The following is a 17,275-nucleotide window of genomic DNA, read 5'->3' as shown; positions in this document are numbered from 1 at the left end:
TTAGTTTTCAGCTTTTTTTACTTTTAAACTCGTTCCACTTTCATCTACCACCACTATTTTTTCTCCTTGTTCTAAATATTCGCCTCTTGTATTAGCATCATACAACTCTCCTTCAATTTCCACTTTTCCACTTGGTCTCAAAACTGAAAACACAGTACCTGTTTTACCTGCTAAACCCGCTTTAATAAACCGTGATGAATAACCTTCGGTTTTGGCTTGAACTCCTTGCAAGGCTACTCTTTTAAAAAATTTACTGTTGGTTAATCGAACTCCTCCAAAAAACATTAAAATAATGCTACCGAACAGACCTGTTAGAGTAGTTAACAGTGCTCTTGTAATATTCTCGCTTGGCACAAATTCAAAATCAAACATTTCGTTATTCAACATCATAAAAACCAAGGAACCCAAAGTTAATATCAATCCTAGAATGCCGAATATTCCGAAGCCAGGGATTACGAACACCTCAATAGCTATTAAAATGAGGCCAATAATGAAGGCTAATATTTCCCAGTTTTCAGCTAGTCCATTTAAGTAATAAGGGACTAAATAAAGTACTAAGGCTATAATTGAAGCCATTATTGGAAAACCAACACCAGGTGTTTGCAACTCAAAATATATTCCGCCTATTATAATTAATATTAAAATCCCACTAATAAAAGGGTTTATGAAAAAAGAAATGATTGCTTCAGTATTACTCATTTCATAGCGATGAACTTTAGTGATGTCTAATTTCAAGTGCGTTAATAAATCAGTTGTATTGTTAAATTCACCTTCACAAAATCCATATTTCATTGCTTCGGAAGTGGAAAATGTGATGACCTCACCTGCTTTAGATATTCCTTCTATTTCTATTTTTTCATCTACCATGGCCTCTGCAATTCTAGGATCCCTGCCTGAAGCCTCAGCGGTGGATCTCATTATTGAACGCATGTAAGATTGATATTTGTCTGGAGCTGCTTCCCCAGTTTGATTCACCACAGTTGCTGCTCCTATGCTACCTCCTGGTGCCATGTAAATACTATCGCAAGCTATTGAAATAAGTGCACCAGCTGATGCAGCATTATTATCTATAAAGACATAAACGGGGATATCTAAATTTAAAAGAGCGGAACGGATTTCATCAGCATCATAAAGTGCGCCCCCATAGGTATTCATTTCAATGATAATGTGCGTGGAATTTCTATCCTTTGCCTCTTGTAAAGCTAAATCAACATATCTTTTGGTCCTGGCATCAATTTGATCCTTTATTTCCATTATGAAGATTTCTTGCTTCGTATCAGTTGTATCAGCAAAAAGTGGGATTTGAAATATTCCCATAACAAATAAAATAAGGGTGATTTTTTTCATGTATAGAAATTATGCATTCAATTTAAGAGATTAGTATTTAAGCAACAATAATATACAACGACATTTTTATAATTTTTCTTTTATGTTATTTTGATTGTCAATTTATTTTGTGCCACATACTCGAATTTCTTGTCAAAATTAAAAGGTTGAAATGAAGAATAATGATTATTTTAGCCATAGATTAAAATTAAATTTTTTTAAATGTTAAAATCTATAATGCTTAAGTCAAATTCACGTTTAATTTATTTAATTATGAATTAAAACTCAGTTTTATTTTACTTATCATTACATAATAACCATTTTTGTAAAGCAATCGAATACCTTAAAAAAGCATGAAAATCAAAATTTCATTTATTTGTTTATTAGTTATATTAATTACCTCTATCAATGCAAAAGCTATCGCAGTTGATTCAGTAGGGATCAAAGTTATTGATGGAGAAAAATATATCATACATAAACTTGAGCCGAAAGAAACCCTTTATTCTTTGGGTAAACGTTATCATGTTTCAGTAGCTGAAATTCAAGATGTTAACCCTCAAGAGAAAGATGGTTATAAAATTGACCAGATTGGTCGAGAGCTTTTAATTCCTTATAAAGAAGAAGAATTCACAACCTCTGGGGGTGTAAGCATACCTAAGTCGAATGCTAAGCAACATACTGTTGAAGCAGGAGAGACGATATATTCAATTTCAAAAAAATATGATATAAGTCAAAATGATATTATGAAGTGGAATGAATTGCAATCTACTAATTTGGATATAGGTCAAAAATTATGGGTGAGTAAACCAACTCAATCAACTTCAGATGAAAAGCAAGATAATGTAAATAGAGAAGCTAATGATAAAGAGCAAATCACTCACATTGTGGATATGGGTGAAACCATTTATAGTATTTCTAAAAAATATGATGTTACACAAAGTGAAATTATTGAGCTTAATGATTTAAAGGATAATAATATTGCTGTTGGCCAGAAATTAATTATAAAAGCTGATTCTTCTAAAAAGCAAAAGGAGGAAAAGCCAAAATCTCAATATCAAACTCCAAGTGTACAAACATTTCATAATGCCAAAGAAGGTGAAACTTATAAAAAGATTGCCAATATGTATGGCCTGAAAGAAGCGAAATTAAAAGAATGGAATAAATTCAAAGAACCATTTTTTGGAGGTGAAGTCATCAAAATTGTACCGCCAAAAATTGAAGAAGAAAAATCAGCTGATGTGGATAAAAAGCAAAATAATGAATCTATAGAAGTTGATGAATCACGCATACATACAGTTGAATCAGGAGAGACACTGTATAGCTTATCTGATAAGTATGGAGTTGAAGTAGAAGACTTAAGAAAATGGAATAGTTTAGATAATTATCAATTAAGCCGAGGGCAAAAATTATACATTAAAAATCCTGATGCTTTAATGGCAGATGTTAAAATTGAAGAAGAAGTAGAGAAGCCGGAATTCGATAATCCGAAACCAAAGCGATCTGAAAATCCACAAAAACAAGATACCAAAGCGTACTTTACAGTGGAGGAAGATGATATGCCTAAAATTGATAAGATAGAGGAAAAAGGGGTTGCTGAAGTAATTGAAGGCTCAGAAGGAACAGAGAAATATTTGGCATTGCATAGAACTGCCAAAATTGGGACTATCATGCAGGTAAGGAATGATTTAAATGATCAAATCGTTTTTGTGAGGGTTTTAGGAAAATTACCGAACACTGGAGTTGATGAAAAAGTAATTATCCGAATCTCCAAAAAAGCATTTGAAAAGCTGGGTGGAGTAGATTATAAATTCCCTGTTGAAATTAGCTATCTTCCTTTGAAAGATTAAAAATGAAGCGCTTCGAGGAAGTAAAGTCCTTGCTGGATGAAAAATATGATTTGTATAATCGTCCTGATTTTATTGCAGATGATCCCGTTAGCATTCCACATTTATTTGAAAAAAAGCAGGATATCGAAATCTCTGCTTTTTTTGCTTCCATTTTAGCTTGGGGACAGCGCAAAACCATTATCAATAAATGCAAAGAGTTGATGGCGATGATGGGTAATAGTCCGCATGAATTTATCTTAAACCATTCTGAAAATGATTTGAAAGACTTAATGCATTTCAAGCACAGGACTTTCAATGATATTGACACTCTTTATTTTATTCATTTCTTCAAAGAATTTTATCAGAAATACGATAGCCTAGAGGAAGCTTTTCTATTAGGAAAATCTTCTGATTCTGAATTTATGAAGCAAAGCTTGATTTCTTTCCACCATTTCTTTTTCACCTCCGAATTAGCTCCTCAAAGAACCCGTAAACACATTGCTACTCCTGAGCGAAAATCAGCTTGTAAAAGAATCAATATGTTCTTGAGATGGATGGTAAGGCAAGATGATAGAGGCGTTGATTTTGGAATCTGGCAGAAGATAAAACCTGCAGAATTAATTTGTCCTTGTGATTTGCATGTGGATAGAGTAGCCCGAAAACTAGGCTTAATCCAAAGAAAGCAAACCGACTGGCAAACCGCAGAAGAACTCACTCAAGCCTTAAGAAAAATGGATGCTAATGATCCAGTAAAATATGATTTCGCACTTTTTGGACTGGGGATTATGGAAGGCTATGGGAGGTGATTAGTAATTAATAATTTGATAATTAGTAATTTAGTATTAAATTCAATTAACAAATAGATTTAAAGACTAACCACAATGCTTTTCACTAAATTTCACAAAACTTTAAAAATTAAGTAGCCTTTGGCTATTCCTTTGTGTTCTTTGTGAAATTCTTGGAGATCTTAGTGGTTAAAGAAAAAACAGTCTTAGGCTGTTGATTTGCATTTTCTAATCTCTATTCTCGGCAGTTTTAACTGTACTTTTAATTTCCTGCTTAGCTGTTATAGTTTTCAACTCATCTCCTTTTTTCAACTTCTGCCCCATAATACTTTTTCCATTCAGGCTGGTGTAGGAATAGCCTTTTTTGAATACCGTTTCAGGATTGATTAATTCTAGTGTTTTTTCGTAAATCTCTAATTTCTGATGAGTGTTTTGGAAGCTTTTACGAACATCATATTGCAATTTCTGCTGATAACGGCCTAATTGATTTTCCGCTTTATTGAAATGCTTTTTTAAAGCATAACGCATCGAATGCTTTCGATCATTCAATTTATGCTGCTCTCTTTCTACTTTTTGATTGAGATGAGCTAATATGTTCTGTGTTGCTAGATTGATTTTCTCTTCATAAATCCTCATACCCCTGATCAAAAATTCAGCAACCGCAGTCGGAGTTTTTAATTTGGTATGCGCCACTAAATCGCAAATAGTTTCATCACGTTCATGACCAATCCCAGTAAAAACTGGTATAGGAAATTGCGCTATATGAGCAGCTAATTCATAATCATCAAAGCAATCCAAATCCACTTGAGCACCACCGCCTCGAATCAGCACCACCGCATCAAAATTTTCCATCTGCTCATGGATTTGATGTAGTGCAGAGATAATCGTTTGTGCTGCTTTGTCTCCCTGCATGGTAGCTACAAAAAGCTTGCTTTGCAATTTATATTGATAATCGTTGTCTAAGATTTGGTTCATGAAATCTCCATAGCCTGCTGCAGATTCAGCACTGATAATGGCAATGCGCTGAGGCACCATAGGCAAAGCATGGCTTTTATTCATCTCAAAAACACCATCTTCTTTCAATTGAGCAATGATCTCTTGCTTTTTTCTTGCCCTTTCGCCCAAAGTAAAATTGGGATCAATATCTTTTACATTAAGACTTAATCCGTAAACTTCATGAAATTGAATCTGAACATTTGCCAAAACCGTCATTCCAGCTTTTAGACTTTCTCCAGTTATAGATTGAAACCAAGCACTAATGCTTCTGTAGCTGTAAGACCAAATAGTAGCTCTGCTCTTGGAAAGCAATTGATTGCTTTCTTCGTCTTTTTCAACAAATTCAATGTAACAATGACCATTGCGGGCTTCTCTTAGCTCTCCAATCTCTGCTACTACCCAATAGGATGGCTCCAGTTGTGTGTTTAGCGTATCTTTTATTAATAAATTAAGGTCTGTAAGAGAAATGTGCTGCATTATTGTGGCACGTTTTGGATGTTTTTAATAACATCTTTTATGATGAAAAATAGCACTATGGCAAAGCTGATGATGGAAAACCAGAACATAAAGCGTTTATTGGCATAAGGAACTTCCTCATCACTTTCTTTATCAGCAAAAAGCCAACCGTAAAATTTTTCTATGGTTTTACGCATTACAATTCTTTTAAGAATTCCAGAAATCCAGCATTCTTACCTTTCGGTCTTACAATCATTAGGGGAATATCATTGTCTAATTGGATTAATCTTTCTGCTATGCTTCCCAGAAAAAAAGCAGTTGTGGCAGTTCTCCCTTTTGCTCCTACTATAATAGCATTTGCATTTATTTCATGGGCTTTTTCAACCATATCTGTGGTTACATCTTCATTCGTATCCTGTGAATAAACGGCATTTATTTTTATATCTTTTGTATCAATTTTACTGATAAATTTTTTATAATTTTTAACAGCATTTTCCCTCATCACTTCTGTAAATTCCTCGAAAGATTTTCCAGTGTAATGATATCCTGTAGGAACAGTAAATACATTTTGAATAGTAATTTCAGTAGAATTTTGATTAGAGCGTGCAATATTAATAGCTTCTTCTAAAGCTAATTTTGAATATTCAGAGAAATCACTAGGGACTAATATTCTATCCATTTTGGCATTTGTTCCTTCAGGAATAATCAAAAGGCTACAAGCTGCCCTTCTTGCCAAACGTTGAGAAAGAGACCCACTTTGCTCAGCTTTTTCTCTTCTGCCCATTACAATTAGATCTATATCTTTCTCTTTAGTGAATTTTAAAATGCTATCCGCAATTTTTCCAGTTAAAACACTGAAATGAAATTTTGATTTGTGTTCTCCTTTACTGAATTTCTCAAACTTCTTCTCCATCTCTTCTTTCCTTTCTTTTATGGCATTTTCCACCATATCAGGAAACTCTTTCAATACCTCTTTAGGGATATAAAGGTTTTTGATAACATTTACAAAATAGATATCTTCTACAGCTGATGCATTTGATAAAAAATCTGCAAATTCAACCATAGTTTGATCTAATTCACTTAAATCTAATCCTATAATTACTTTTTTGATTGGATACATAAAGGTATAATCTGAATTCGGTTACAAAGGTACAAACACTAATTTCCAAACTAATTAAAAATTACAAGAAAAATTACTCCGCCTCTGGTTTTTCCTCTTCTTCTTCAAATTGACGCATTTGATCCTCATCATAAAACTTTTGAAGTTTACGTTTTAATTTGAAATAACGAATCAAACCATAAATTATCATAAGGAAACTTATACCAAATGATAAATAGGCCAGCCATTGCACGGTTTGCAAACTTTCCATCTTCAAAAAGGCTATACCACCTAAAATTAGGTAAAGGCTTGTTCGGATATAAGCAAATAGTGTTCTCTCATTGGCTAGAGTAGTTCTTTCTAAGGCTAAAAAGTCTCTTAAGATAATTTTTTCCCTGTTTTTATAATCAGGGACTATCTTAGGCATTCGTATTTTTTTCATCATATTAAAAAATTGTTCAGAAATTAAATTTCTTAGCTTTTGTTATGGATATATCACTAATTATTTTACTTATTTTTATGAAAATTGTTCATTTTTATTAGCATTATCAAAAACAAAACGAATTCTTAGCCATGTCTTTTCACTTAAAAATATTTTTTAAAACCTTTTTTGTCCTGTCATTAACCATGTGTACTCATAATTCCTTAGCGCAATTTGGAGTTGGAAATGTACTTAAAAAACAGGCCGAGAAACTAGTGAAAGAAAAACTAACAGAAAAAACGGAGGAAAAGCGTGAGAGTTATGATACGCTTTCTTTTAACTATGCGATAGCATTTTTGGATAAAACTGAATCATTTGAAAACCAACAAAAGGGAGAAGGTTTGATTAAAACTGCTAATTTTTTGTTGAGGGATGATGAGCCTCAGACTGATTTGCAAGAAGCAAGGGATATTTATGATTTTGGTCGTCTGAATTATAAAATGGGTAATCAGTTTATGGCTGAAACGAATTTGAAATTAGCCAAACTAAAATATGAACAAATATCGGGAACCAATGAGCCTAATTACCTTAAATCTATTGGGCTTTTAGGCTTGCTATATAGTGATATGGGGCGCTATACTAAAGCAGAAGAATTCACTCAAAAAGCTTTAGATGGCTGGGAAGAGCTGCAAGGAAAAGAAAGTATAGGCTATTTGGCTGAATTAAATAATTATGGAGTGCTTCAAATTAATTTAGGAAATTTTATTGAGGCAGAAAAAATCATTCAACAATTAGGTAGAAACTTGAATGCAGAAAAGGAAAGTGAAATGCTGCCTTATGCCATTTATCTAAATAACAAAGCCATCTTAAATCAATACATGGGCAGAGCTGATGAAGCCTTAGGATTAATGCACGAATGTAATGATATAGCCAAAGAGAGTTTAACAGAGAAAAACAGTACTTACCTTCAATTTTTGACTAACAGAGCCATTCTCGAACAAGAAAATGGTGATTTAGAAACTGCTGAAAATACATTTCAAGAAGTACTAGATTTACAGGAGAGTAGGTTAAAACTGAATGCTAAGAATGATCCTGATTATGCGCATATGAAATCCAATATTGCAGCATTATATATGGAAAAAGGAGAGTATGACAAAGCTGAGGAGGCTTTAACATTGGCATTGGAAATTTATGAAGATGAGTTCGGAGCTGAACACTTAACCACTGCAGGAACGCAATCTGATTTAGGAAATCTTTATCGCTTTTTAGGAGAAAATGAAAAAGCTGAACCCTTATTGCAATCGGCACTTTATACTAGAGAAAGAAAGCTATCCAAAGCGCATCCCAAAGTTGTGAAAAGTCAGGAAGATATGGCTTTATGGTTTTGGGCTAATGGTCAAACGGAATCAGCTAATAGCTATTTCAAAAGAGTGATGGGAACAAGTCAGGAATTTATAAAAGACTATTTTCCAGCTTTAAGCGAAGCTGAAAAAACCAAATACTGGGAGCAACTCAAACCTCGGTTTTTCAGGTTCTATAATTTTGCATTAGAAAATTACCAAGATTATCCTGAGCTTTTAGAGAATTTTATGGAATATAGATTAGCTACCAAAGGGATTCTATTAAGTGCGTCCACGGCTTTGAGAAATACAATTTTTAACCAAAATGATGAAGAGTTAACTGCACTTTATGAACAATGGCTGGATCAGAAGCAACAACTCGCTAATGCCTATGCTCTAAGTGATGAGGAAATTGAGGAGCAATCCCTAAATGTAGATTCATTGGAAAATGCTACCAATCAAACAGAGAAAGATTTATCAGTAAGATCAGAAGCATTTTCAAGTGCTTATGAGGGTAGAAATACGGATTATAGAACCCTTTTGAATAGCTTGAAAACTGATCAGGTGATAGTGGAAATCGTACAATATCCGATTTTTGATAAGCAACTCACAACTAAAAATGCATATGCATATGTGGTTTTAAAAAAAGGAACTAGTAAACCCAAAATCGTAATCAATAAAGAGGGTAATCTGTTAGAAAATAGATATTATGCTTATTACAATAATGTCATTAATCAAAAAATGAAAGATGATTATTCTTATGCACAATATTGGAAGAAAATAGAAAATGAAATTGGTAATACCAGCAGAATCTATATTTCACCCGATGGGATTTACAATCAGGTGAATATGAATACGCTGCAGCAACCAAATGGAAAGTATTTGATTCAAGATCATGATATCCGCTATATAGGTCATCCAAATGATATTCTATTTAAAAAATCGACTCAATCGGCTGGTCAACAAACAGCATTTTTGATGGGAGATCCTAATTTTAATAGCCAAAGTATAGCACAATTGCCAGGCACAAGAAAGGAAATAGAAGACATTTCAAATTACCTTTCTCCTAGCATGAAAATGCAAAAATATCTGAGCAATGAAGCCAATGAATCGAATTTAAAGCAAGTAAAATCTCCCAAATATCTGCATTTGGCTAGTCATGGTTACTTTTTGGAAGATAAACAGTCAAATGATAATTTGTTCGGAGTGCAATTGCAATACATCAGACAGAATCCATTATTACGCTCAGGCTTATTGCTCACGGGAGCTGGAGCAGAAGAAAGCTCAGGAAGTTCGCAATCATTTAATCAAAGTAATAACGGATTTTTCTCAGCTTATGAAGCCATTAATCTAAATTTGAATAATACGGAAATGGTAGTGCTTTCTGCTTGTGAAACAGGAAAAGGTGATGTGAAAGCAGGAGAGGGCGTATATGGTCTGCAAAGAGCTTTTATAGTAGCGGGAGCTGAATCATTAGTGATGAGTTTATGGAAAGTGGATGATACCGCTACTCAAAAACTAATGTCAGGTTTTTACAGAGAAAATGTACAAGGTAAAGCAATACCAGATGCTTTCCGTTCAGCTCAATTGGCTATGTTAAATGAATATAAACATCCTTATTACTGGGGTGCTTTTATTATGTTTAGTAGGTGATTTTAAGAACTAGAATTATTCGATTAGTCCGTCATTCCTGAAATTTCTGAAGCGAAGCGGAAGAAATTATCAGGAATCTTCTGGATCAAGATGGTTAATGATTTGATTGACACCAATTTATCTAATTTTTGGTTTAAGTATTTAGAAAAAATTGAAATAGCTTATTCATTTCAGTTGATATTAATCTGTGAGAACTATCCCCTGGAGGGGATTATAGGGGTGTTGGTAGCTCTAGATAAAATGGTAGATATCTTTTTGTTCATTAGTGTCTAATCATATATTTCCAATAAAATTACACCTAAAACAGGAAAATTCAGCATCTTTGTCCTTACAAATCATAATTTTATTACAGAATAAATGCTGAAATTTTTCCAATTCATCTATACCGTTTGGGCGCTACTGATTTTTCATGTTTTCATGATAATCCTTTTTCCTTTTTTTATTATTCCATCACTGATTAGTAAAAAAGGGAGTAGGTTAAGCTTTAAGGCCATTCGTTTATGGTCATTTCTTTTCAGCTTTTTTAATCGTATCATTTATAAAGTAGAAGGTAAAAAGAACTTCGAAAAAGGTCAGAATTATGTGATTATCTCAAATCATACTTCCTTTCTGGATACTCCTGCCATCCCACAGGCAATTGATGCTCCATTCAAAGCTTTGGCAAAAAAGGAATTAACCAAAATCCCCATTTTCGGAATTATTATTAAAACTATTACAGAAGTAGTGGATAGGTCAAATCCTCAAAGCAGGCAGAGAAGTAAAGATCGCCTAAACGAAGTCTTGAGAAATGAAAATTCCATTTTGGTATTTCCAGAAGGAACCATGAACCGAACTGATAAGCCCCTTCAAGGATTTTACGATGGTGCTTTCCGAATAGCGATTGATGCCCAAGCTCCTATCTTACCTGTTGTCATTAAAGGTGCAGCTAAACTAATGAAACCCAGTAGTTTCGTTATGAATCCTGGGAAAGTATATGTAAAATTATTGGCTCCTATATCGACCATAGGTTTAACCCAAAAAGAGTTGCCTCAATTGAAGGCTGAGGTGGTGGAGAAGATGCAGGCGGAGTTGTTGGATTAAAAGTTATTGTTAAAATCCTATAAAAAAGCATTCTTTTCAATCTCCCCTGGCAAGCGTCTCGCTTGTGCCAAACAAGTCGAAAATCTATAAATTAAAATTTTCCACAACTTAAACATTATTGCCACTATCAAGATAAAATTGTAATTTGGTGAAAACTAAATCACCAAATCATGAAAAATTTACTGAAAGGACTTGCATTAATTCTTATCTTATCAATCCCATTTAAATCGTGGGCACAATCAGATTGTAATCCATATTTCTTATTGGAAGAAGGTAGGAAATGGACAACTGCAAATTATAATGCCAAAGATAAATATCAAGGAAAACAAAGTTATGAAGTTTTATCCTTAGATGAGGAGGATGGAATGTTAATTGCCAATGTGATGCTCATTTCTTATGATAAAAAGGATAAGGTTGTAATGGAAAAAGAAGTAGAATTTACTTGTAAAGATGGTGTGGTAGAAATGGATATGTCCAAATATATTCCTGAAGAAACTATGGAAGGTTTTAAAAATATGGACGTAGAAATGGAATTTGAAGCTATTACAATTCCAGAAAATTTGGAAGTTGGTCAATATTTGGAAGATGGAGGTGTTAATATGACAATTGCTGAACCAATGCAGATGAATATGGAAATTAAAATTCAGGACAGAAAAGTAATGGCAAAAGAAAATATTGAAGTACCTGCAGGGACTTATGAAGCTTGGAAAATCAACTCAATTATAAAATTGGATGCAATGATTACAAGAGAAACCAAAAATGTGGAATGGATAGCTAAAAATGTTGGTGTAGTCAGAAGTGAACAATACGATAAAAACGGGAAATTGAATAGTTATACTGTCCTTACTGAAATCAATTAACTAACGTTTTTAAATACTTTTTACTCCTGTTTTATAGGTTTGCTAAAATTTCCATTCAGTTTAAATTAAAAGGAAAATTAATCCCAACTACCATATGAAAATCAAATTTATATATTCTCTTTTAGTGTCGTTTTTCATTACTTATAGCAGTTTAGCTCAATATCCTGAAATTCTTAACTTAGAAGAGCAAGCAAAAGTGGAGGATGAAATTTTAGCTGAACGTTTTGAGACTGTTCTTCCCGAAATCATGGAACGAACAGGTATCGATATGTGGCTTGTAATTTCTAGCGAATATAATGAAGACCCTGTTATCAAAACCATGTTGCCTTCCACTTGGATGGCTGCACGAAGAACCACTATGCTGGTAATTTATCAGCCTGAAAAGGGAGCGGAATTGCAAACTCAAGCAGTTGCGAGATATGATGTGGGTGAGATTTTCAAAAGAGCCTGGAACCCCGATACGCAGCCTGACCAATGGAAAAGGTTAGCAGAAATTATTGAAGAAAAGAACCCTAAGAAGATAGGGTTAAATATGTCCAATGATTTTTCGCATGCCGATGGATTAGTAAAATCTGAATATGATTTATTGATGGAAGCATTGCCGAAATCGCAACAAAAAAAAGTAGTTTCTGCTGAGAAATTGGCAGTAGGATGGCTGGAAACCCGCACAGAAAGGGAAAGAGTGATTTATGAACAATTATGCAATGTTGCTCATAAAATAATTGCAAAAGGGTTTTCATTGGAGGCAATAACGCCAGGGGTGAGCACTACAGATGATTTAGTATGGTGGTATCGCCAAGAAATCAACAAGTTAGGATTAAAGACCTGGTTTCATCCAACAGTGGATGTTCAAAGAGCAGATCCAGAAAGTTTTGATCACTTGAGAAGTTTTAGCAAAAGACCTGATTTACAAATCATTCAACCTGGAGATTTATTACATGTCGATTTTGGAATCACTTATTTGAGACTAAATACAGATACACAACAACATGCTTATGTTTTAAAGCCTGGAGAAAGTAGAATTCCCAATTATTTAGTAAAAGCATTTGAAGAAGGGAAAAGTGTTCAAGATCATTTAACCAACCAATTTAAAACTGGTAGAACAGGTAATGAAATGTTATTGGCGGCTTTAAAAGAAGCCAAAGCAGAAGGGTTGAAACCTACTATTTATACTCATCCAATTGGCTATCATGGCCATGCGGCTGGGCCAACTATAGGTATGTGGGATTCGCAAGGTGGAGTTCCTGGAAGTGGGGATTATCCTTTATACCCAAACACCACTTATTCTATAGAATTGAATGCTGCGGTCTTCATTAAAGAATGGAATAAAGAAATCCGAATCATGTTGGAAGAAGAAGCCTTTTTTGATGGGGAAGATATCTATTATATCGATGGTAGGCAGGAAGAGATTTATGCTATTCCTAGATGAGCTAAGCAGGATTGTTAAGTATTAAAAAGACTTTGTGAATTATCTACTGATAATAAGTTAGTTCTTGAAGAATCAGTTCATTGTTTTAGTGCTACTAAATAATGAAACTCTCATGAAGATGTCTCAGACGGTAAAAGGTCTTACAATAGGCTTCTCTTGAAAATTAAAATGAAACTCTAATTTTTATTATAGCAAATATAAAGTCCTTATTCTGATATTTTATCATATCTAAAACCTCAAAAAGCTTTGGTTTAGAGGAAATCTGAGGTTTTGGATATTAAATATAGACTTATACCTAAAATTATATTTTGTAGTTTTTACTTTTCCTTTTTGTCCCGAATCCTCGGGAACAAAAAGATGCTTCATCGCTAAATACCTACGCTGGCCCGCCTTTTGTCCTCCTTCCCGCCCTCTTCGAGCAAGACCTGTCCCGCATTTATCGGGATATTATTTGGTTTTGAAGGTTTGTAGTATTAATCAAGAGGAGTTTACAATACTTGACTAGTTCTGGATTTTACCTCGTGAGTCTAGAATTTACAATGATTTTGCAATGAAATATTTGTTAGCACTCTAATGAGCAATGGCCATTTACTTTTGAGCATTGCTTTTTAAGCTAAACCTTATAATCTTTTGACATTAAATCATTTCTCTTTTAAGGGGAATTCAATGATAAATCGAGTAAATTCAAATTCTTTCGTCTCACAACTAAGCTTGCCGCCTATTTTCTCCACTGCAACCTTAACCAAATACAATCCCAGTCCATTTCCAATAGATTTTTCAGATCCTCTATAGAACATTTCAAAAATTCTAGGTAATTGCTTTTCAGGTATACCTAAGCCATTATCTTCAATGGAGAGGTAGAAAGTATTCCCTTTTCGTTCTGTGCTTAACTTTATAATTTGTTTTGATTTTTCATCATCTGCATATATCAGAGCATTTTCAAGCAAGTTGAGCAGAATCAACTCCATCATTTTTTCATCCGTTTTGAGCTCGTTTTCATTTTTCAAATCAAACTGAAACTTGAATTTGGATTGCTCTACCAACGGACTGATTTTCTCCATTACTTCCGTAAAGATGGTCGGGATGTCGATAGGTTTGTATTCAACTTTTGAGTTATAGATATTGTGCACTTGAGTTAATTTACTCAAAAGAATATCCATCTCTTTGGTGGTTTTTTCAATCAAGTCCAAATATTTATCGGCCTTGGATTCTGGATTTTCAAATCTCGCTAATGCTAATATTCCTTTTATTCTACTGATTGGGCCTTTTAAATCGTGCGAAGTTTTATAGGTGAAAGTATCTAAATCCTTATTAGTTTGTTGAAGTTTTTGAATGGTGTCTTTTATTTTGGCCGTTCTTTTCTCAACTCTAGCTTCTAAAGCATGATTAAGTTCCTGTAGTTTATTGTTGATTGCTATAACTTCCTCTTGGGAGCTTTCCAATTCCTGATTTTTTTCTAAGATGTCATCTCGCTGTTGGCTAATTTCCTCATTCAGATTTGACATTTTTAGCAATTGCTTCTCTATAACCTTCTTCTGTTGGATCACTTCAAAAGTACGATCAGCCACTATCAATTTAAGTCTTTTTCTATGCTGTCGGACTCTGTAAGTATAGGCTAGCATCAAAAGCCAAATGATACTTACAACTATTATACTAAATAGAAAATATGCCCAAGTAGTTTGATACCATGGGGGTAGAATTTTAAATTTATAAACAGCAGTATTTCCTTCTGTATCGTATAAATTTTTGGATTTCACTTTAAATTGATAGTTGCCTGCTGGTAAATTTGTATACTCTTTAGTGTTCATACTTGACCATGCCGACCATTCCTTATCAAAGCCTTGAAGGTAATAGGAGTATTGGTTTCGTTCTGGTTGTTCATAATAGAGAGCACTAAATTCAAATTTAATGTTATTATCTGAAAATTCGATTTTTGGAATAGATTCATTAGGCTGATCGATTACTAAAGTCGGGATACTGTCTGTAGACCTATATTCTTTATATAATCCTTGCGAAAGAACAGAATCATTAAGACTTACTTTCTTTATAAAAGTGTTGAAAGGGATCTCTAAATCCACCTTCACCTTTTCATCATATCTATATAAACCTTCATTTCCAGCAATCCATACTACACTGTCTTCAACTTCGTCTACATAAATAGTAGAAAAATTTTGGTTAGGTATAGCTTTCAAAGGCTTGTCCACTCTTTGATAACTACCGTCTTTTTTTCTTTCAAGTTTTAAAACCACTTGCTTTTGGGACTCTTCAATTACGGTCAGCCAATAATTTCCAGATTTGTCTTGGTCTATATTGCTGATATTTAATTCTTCATCAGTGATTTTGGAATGGGGTATAAATAGATTACTGGAATCAGCTTTGGGGTTGTCATTTAAAGTGTAAAACCCTTTTGAGGTAGTAAAAAGAATTTCATCATCTATAGACTTTAAAATAGTAATAGCATTAACATCTGGTAACCCATGATTTTGATTAAAAAACTGCCATTTAGGATTTTCATTATTTTCCTTAATTAAATAAATGCCCTCTGATTTATAGCTTAGCCAATGTTTTGAGCCTAAACTTAATATACTATTGCAAAAGCCACTTATTTCTGGAATAAAAGGTTTTACTTCATCAGTATCAATTGAGTAGTGAATAATTCCATCCCTAAAAGTATTAATGTAAAGCTGATTGTTTTCTGCAAGAAAGGCATTTGTTCCGCCCTTAATTGGAATGGTATTGATTAGTTCAGATTCTTTAATTTTATAAAGTCCATTGTCACCTAACGAAATAACAAAATCTTGAACTTGAGAGATGCTAAAAAGCCTATCTTCAGTATTTTTGATGCGTTCAAGTATTAGTTCTTCATTGAAAATGTAGAGCCCATCTAAAGTTGAGAGATAAACTTGATCGTTTACATATGATATTTTATTGATAATTAAATTTGATTTTGAGCTACCACCCCAATGCATTAATTTTTTATCCGACTGAATTCTCGTAATACCTTCTTGGTGCAAAGTCCAGACTCCATTTTGATTATCTGAGTAAATATTTAAATTAATATTAGTAGGTAAGCCTTTTTCAACATCTAAATGGTTAAAGACTGAATCTCCAATATTAAAGTTAAAAATTCCTTTATTTGCTGAGGATGCCCAAATAGATTTGTTAATCAAATTTCTTCGACTTAAGGAGAGTATTGAATTGCCAAATGGATATTGGTTTTTCAATTCTAAAATTGAGTCATTTCTAAAAATATATCCCTTGTTTTGGCTTGTACCAATAATGTATTTTTCATTTGATTTTTTACCGTCAGTAATATTACTTCTAATTATTGCAGGTTTGGTTTTATTTGTTCCTGAAATACTAATTAAGCTATCATTTGTAAGCTTTAATAAAGGTTGATTGACTTCTTTGATGTAAAGATTATTTTGGTAAGTAAATCCGCCAATTCCCCTATTTAATTCCCAATGTTTGTACCCATCTTGATTCAATCGAATTAAATATTTTCGTGTGATAAAGTACACATTTTCTTCAATACTTAAAATTTGCAGTATAATCCCAAACCTTTCAAGTTTTAGATTTTCATTCATGGATTGATAATATGTATTTCCCAAGCTGTCATTATCCAAAAACCCAAATTCATCATTGCTTCCCACAAATATTCTACCCCTGTAATCTTTATGGATATTACGGGCAAATTTACCTCCTGCTATTTTAATATATCGCCATTCTTTTCCATCAAAGCGTAAAATCCCATTTAAATTGGCAAAATATAATAAACCGTCTTCAGTTTGCAGCATATCCCAATTGGATATTCCGGCTTTATAATCTTTAGCGGAATAATGTTGCATCATAGGGGAAAAATAGGATTGGTTAAGGCCTATAGAAGATTTAAAAGTCAATAAACAAAAAATCAAAATGACTGCTATGGCTTTAACAGTCACAAGGGTATTATTAATATGTTTAACTCTTGCTTTCAAGTTCTTTTGTAATAATTCTATGAATTT

Annotated in this window: 12 protein-coding genes; 6 read left to right on the top strand and 6 right to left on the bottom strand. The window is 33.4% G+C overall.

From position 1 onward, the window contains the following. Positions 1-1,347: a nodulation protein NfeD gene (locus ABWH96_RS17630; protein WP_375578823.1), complete on the bottom strand. Its 1,347-nt coding sequence runs from the start codon at positions 1,345-1,347 to the stop codon at positions 1-3. Between the two features lie 332 nt (positions 1,348-1,679). Between ABWH96_RS17630 and ABWH96_RS17625 the strand changes: the two genes are divergently transcribed. Continuing rightward, on the top strand, positions 1,680-3,173 hold the full coding sequence (locus tag ABWH96_RS17625) for a LysM peptidoglycan-binding domain-containing protein (protein ID WP_375578822.1): 1,494 nt from the start codon (positions 1,680-1,682) through the stop codon (positions 3,171-3,173). A 2-nt stretch (positions 3,174-3,175) separates the two neighbouring features. Next, entirely contained in the window at positions 3,176-3,958 is a 783-nt protein-coding gene (locus tag ABWH96_RS17620) for a TIGR02757 family protein (RefSeq protein WP_375578821.1), read from the top strand. A 207-nt stretch (positions 3,959-4,165) separates the two neighbouring features. Here the strand turns inward: ABWH96_RS17620 and xseA are convergent, their stop codons facing one another. The 4 genes from xseA to ABWH96_RS17600 form a co-directional block, all read right to left on the bottom strand. Then, positions 4,166-5,410, bottom strand: a complete 1,245-nt coding sequence (gene xseA, locus ABWH96_RS17615; protein ID WP_375578820.1) for an exodeoxyribonuclease VII large subunit — start codon at positions 5,408-5,410, stop codon at positions 4,166-4,168. Continuing rightward, entirely contained in the window at positions 5,410-5,586 is a 177-nt protein-coding gene (locus ABWH96_RS17610) for a hypothetical protein (RefSeq protein ID WP_375578819.1), read from the bottom strand. The genes xseA and ABWH96_RS17610 overlap by 1 nt, the downstream gene beginning before the upstream one ends. Further along, complete coding sequence (locus tag ABWH96_RS17605; protein ID WP_375578818.1) at positions 5,586-6,509, bottom strand: universal stress protein; 924 nt, start codon at positions 6,507-6,509, stop codon at positions 5,586-5,588. The genes ABWH96_RS17610 and ABWH96_RS17605 overlap by 1 nt, the downstream gene beginning before the upstream one ends. 73 nt (positions 6,510-6,582) lie before the next feature. After that, positions 6,583-6,915, bottom strand: coding sequence for a DUF202 domain-containing protein (locus tag ABWH96_RS17600; protein WP_375578817.1), 333 nt, complete (start codon positions 6,913-6,915; stop codon positions 6,583-6,585). Positions 6,916-7,115: 200 nt separating this feature from the next. Here ABWH96_RS17600 and ABWH96_RS17595 point away from each other — a divergent pair, with 200 nt between their 5' ends. The 4 genes from ABWH96_RS17595 (at position 7,116) to ABWH96_RS17580 (ending at position 13,271) form a co-directional block, all read left to right on the top strand. Beyond that, the gene (locus ABWH96_RS17595; RefSeq protein WP_375578816.1) at positions 7,116-9,902 is read left to right on the top strand and encodes a CHAT domain-containing protein; all 2,787 of its coding nucleotides are present in this window, start codon (positions 7,116-7,118) and stop codon (positions 9,900-9,902) included. 357 nt (positions 9,903-10,259) lie between these two features. Continuing rightward, positions 10,260-10,982: a lysophospholipid acyltransferase family protein gene (locus ABWH96_RS17590; RefSeq protein ID WP_375578815.1), complete on the top strand. Its 723-nt coding sequence runs from the start codon at positions 10,260-10,262 to the stop codon at positions 10,980-10,982. Positions 10,983-11,152: 170 nt separating this feature from the next. Continuing rightward, on the top strand, positions 11,153-11,842 hold the full coding sequence (locus tag ABWH96_RS17585; protein WP_375578814.1) for a hypothetical protein: 690 nt from the start codon (positions 11,153-11,155) through the stop codon (positions 11,840-11,842). Positions 11,843-11,936: 94 nt separating this feature from the next. Further along, positions 11,937-13,271 (top strand): M24 family metallopeptidase, encoded by a 1,335-nt coding sequence (locus ABWH96_RS17580; RefSeq protein WP_375578813.1) that lies wholly within the window; start codon positions 11,937-11,939, stop codon positions 13,269-13,271. A 641-nt stretch (positions 13,272-13,912) separates the two neighbouring features. On the opposite strand, the gene ABWH96_RS17575 is transcribed toward ABWH96_RS17580, so the two are convergent. After that, complete coding sequence (locus ABWH96_RS17575) at positions 13,913-17,122, bottom strand: ATP-binding protein (RefSeq protein ID WP_375578812.1); 3,210 nt, start codon at positions 17,120-17,122, stop codon at positions 13,913-13,915. Positions 17,123-17,275 lie beyond the last annotated feature (153 nt).

The organism is Marivirga tractuosa, from assembly GCF_042140215.1.
In the GTDB taxonomy this organism is placed as follows: Bacteria; Bacteroidota; Bacteroidia; order Cytophagales; family Cyclobacteriaceae; genus Marivirga; species Marivirga tractuosa_A.
Note: the sequence above shows the minus strand (reverse complement) of the source record. Positions and strands in the feature narration are given on the sequence as shown.

Bases quoted from the DNA above. Each gene is read 5' to 3' on its own strand.
- ABWH96_RS17630 (WP_375578823.1), bottom strand. From the start codon at position 1,347: ATGAAAAAAATCACCCTTATTTTATTTGTTATGGGAATATTTCAAATC.
- ABWH96_RS17625 (WP_375578822.1), top strand. From the start codon at position 1,680: ATGAAAATCAAAATTTCATTTATTTGTTTATTAGTTATATTAATTACC.
- ABWH96_RS17620 (WP_375578821.1), top strand. From the start codon at position 3,176: ATGAAGCGCTTCGAGGAAGTAAAGTCCTTGCTGGATGAAAAATATGAT.
- xseA (WP_375578820.1), bottom strand. From the start codon at position 5,410: ATGCAGCACATTTCTCTTACAGACCTTAATTTATTAATAAAAGATACG.
- ABWH96_RS17610 (WP_375578819.1), bottom strand. From the start codon at position 5,586: ATGCGTAAAACCATAGAAAAATTTTACGGTTGGCTTTTTGCTGATAAA.
- ABWH96_RS17605 (WP_375578818.1), bottom strand. From the start codon at position 6,509: ATGTATCCAATCAAAAAAGTAATTATAGGATTAGATTTAAGTGAATTA.
- ABWH96_RS17600 (WP_375578817.1), bottom strand. From the start codon at position 6,915: ATGCCTAAGATAGTCCCTGATTATAAAAACAGGGAAAAAATTATCTTA.
- ABWH96_RS17595 (WP_375578816.1), top strand. From the start codon at position 7,116: ATGTGTACTCATAATTCCTTAGCGCAATTTGGAGTTGGAAATGTACTT.
- ABWH96_RS17590 (WP_375578815.1), top strand. From the start codon at position 10,260: ATGCTGAAATTTTTCCAATTCATCTATACCGTTTGGGCGCTACTGATT.
- ABWH96_RS17585 (WP_375578814.1), top strand. From the start codon at position 11,153: ATGAAAAATTTACTGAAAGGACTTGCATTAATTCTTATCTTATCAATC.
- ABWH96_RS17580 (WP_375578813.1), top strand. From the start codon at position 11,937: ATGAAAATCAAATTTATATATTCTCTTTTAGTGTCGTTTTTCATTACT.
- ABWH96_RS17575 (WP_375578812.1), bottom strand. From the start codon at position 17,122: ATGATGCAACATTATTCCGCTAAAGATTATAAAGCCGGAATATCCAAT.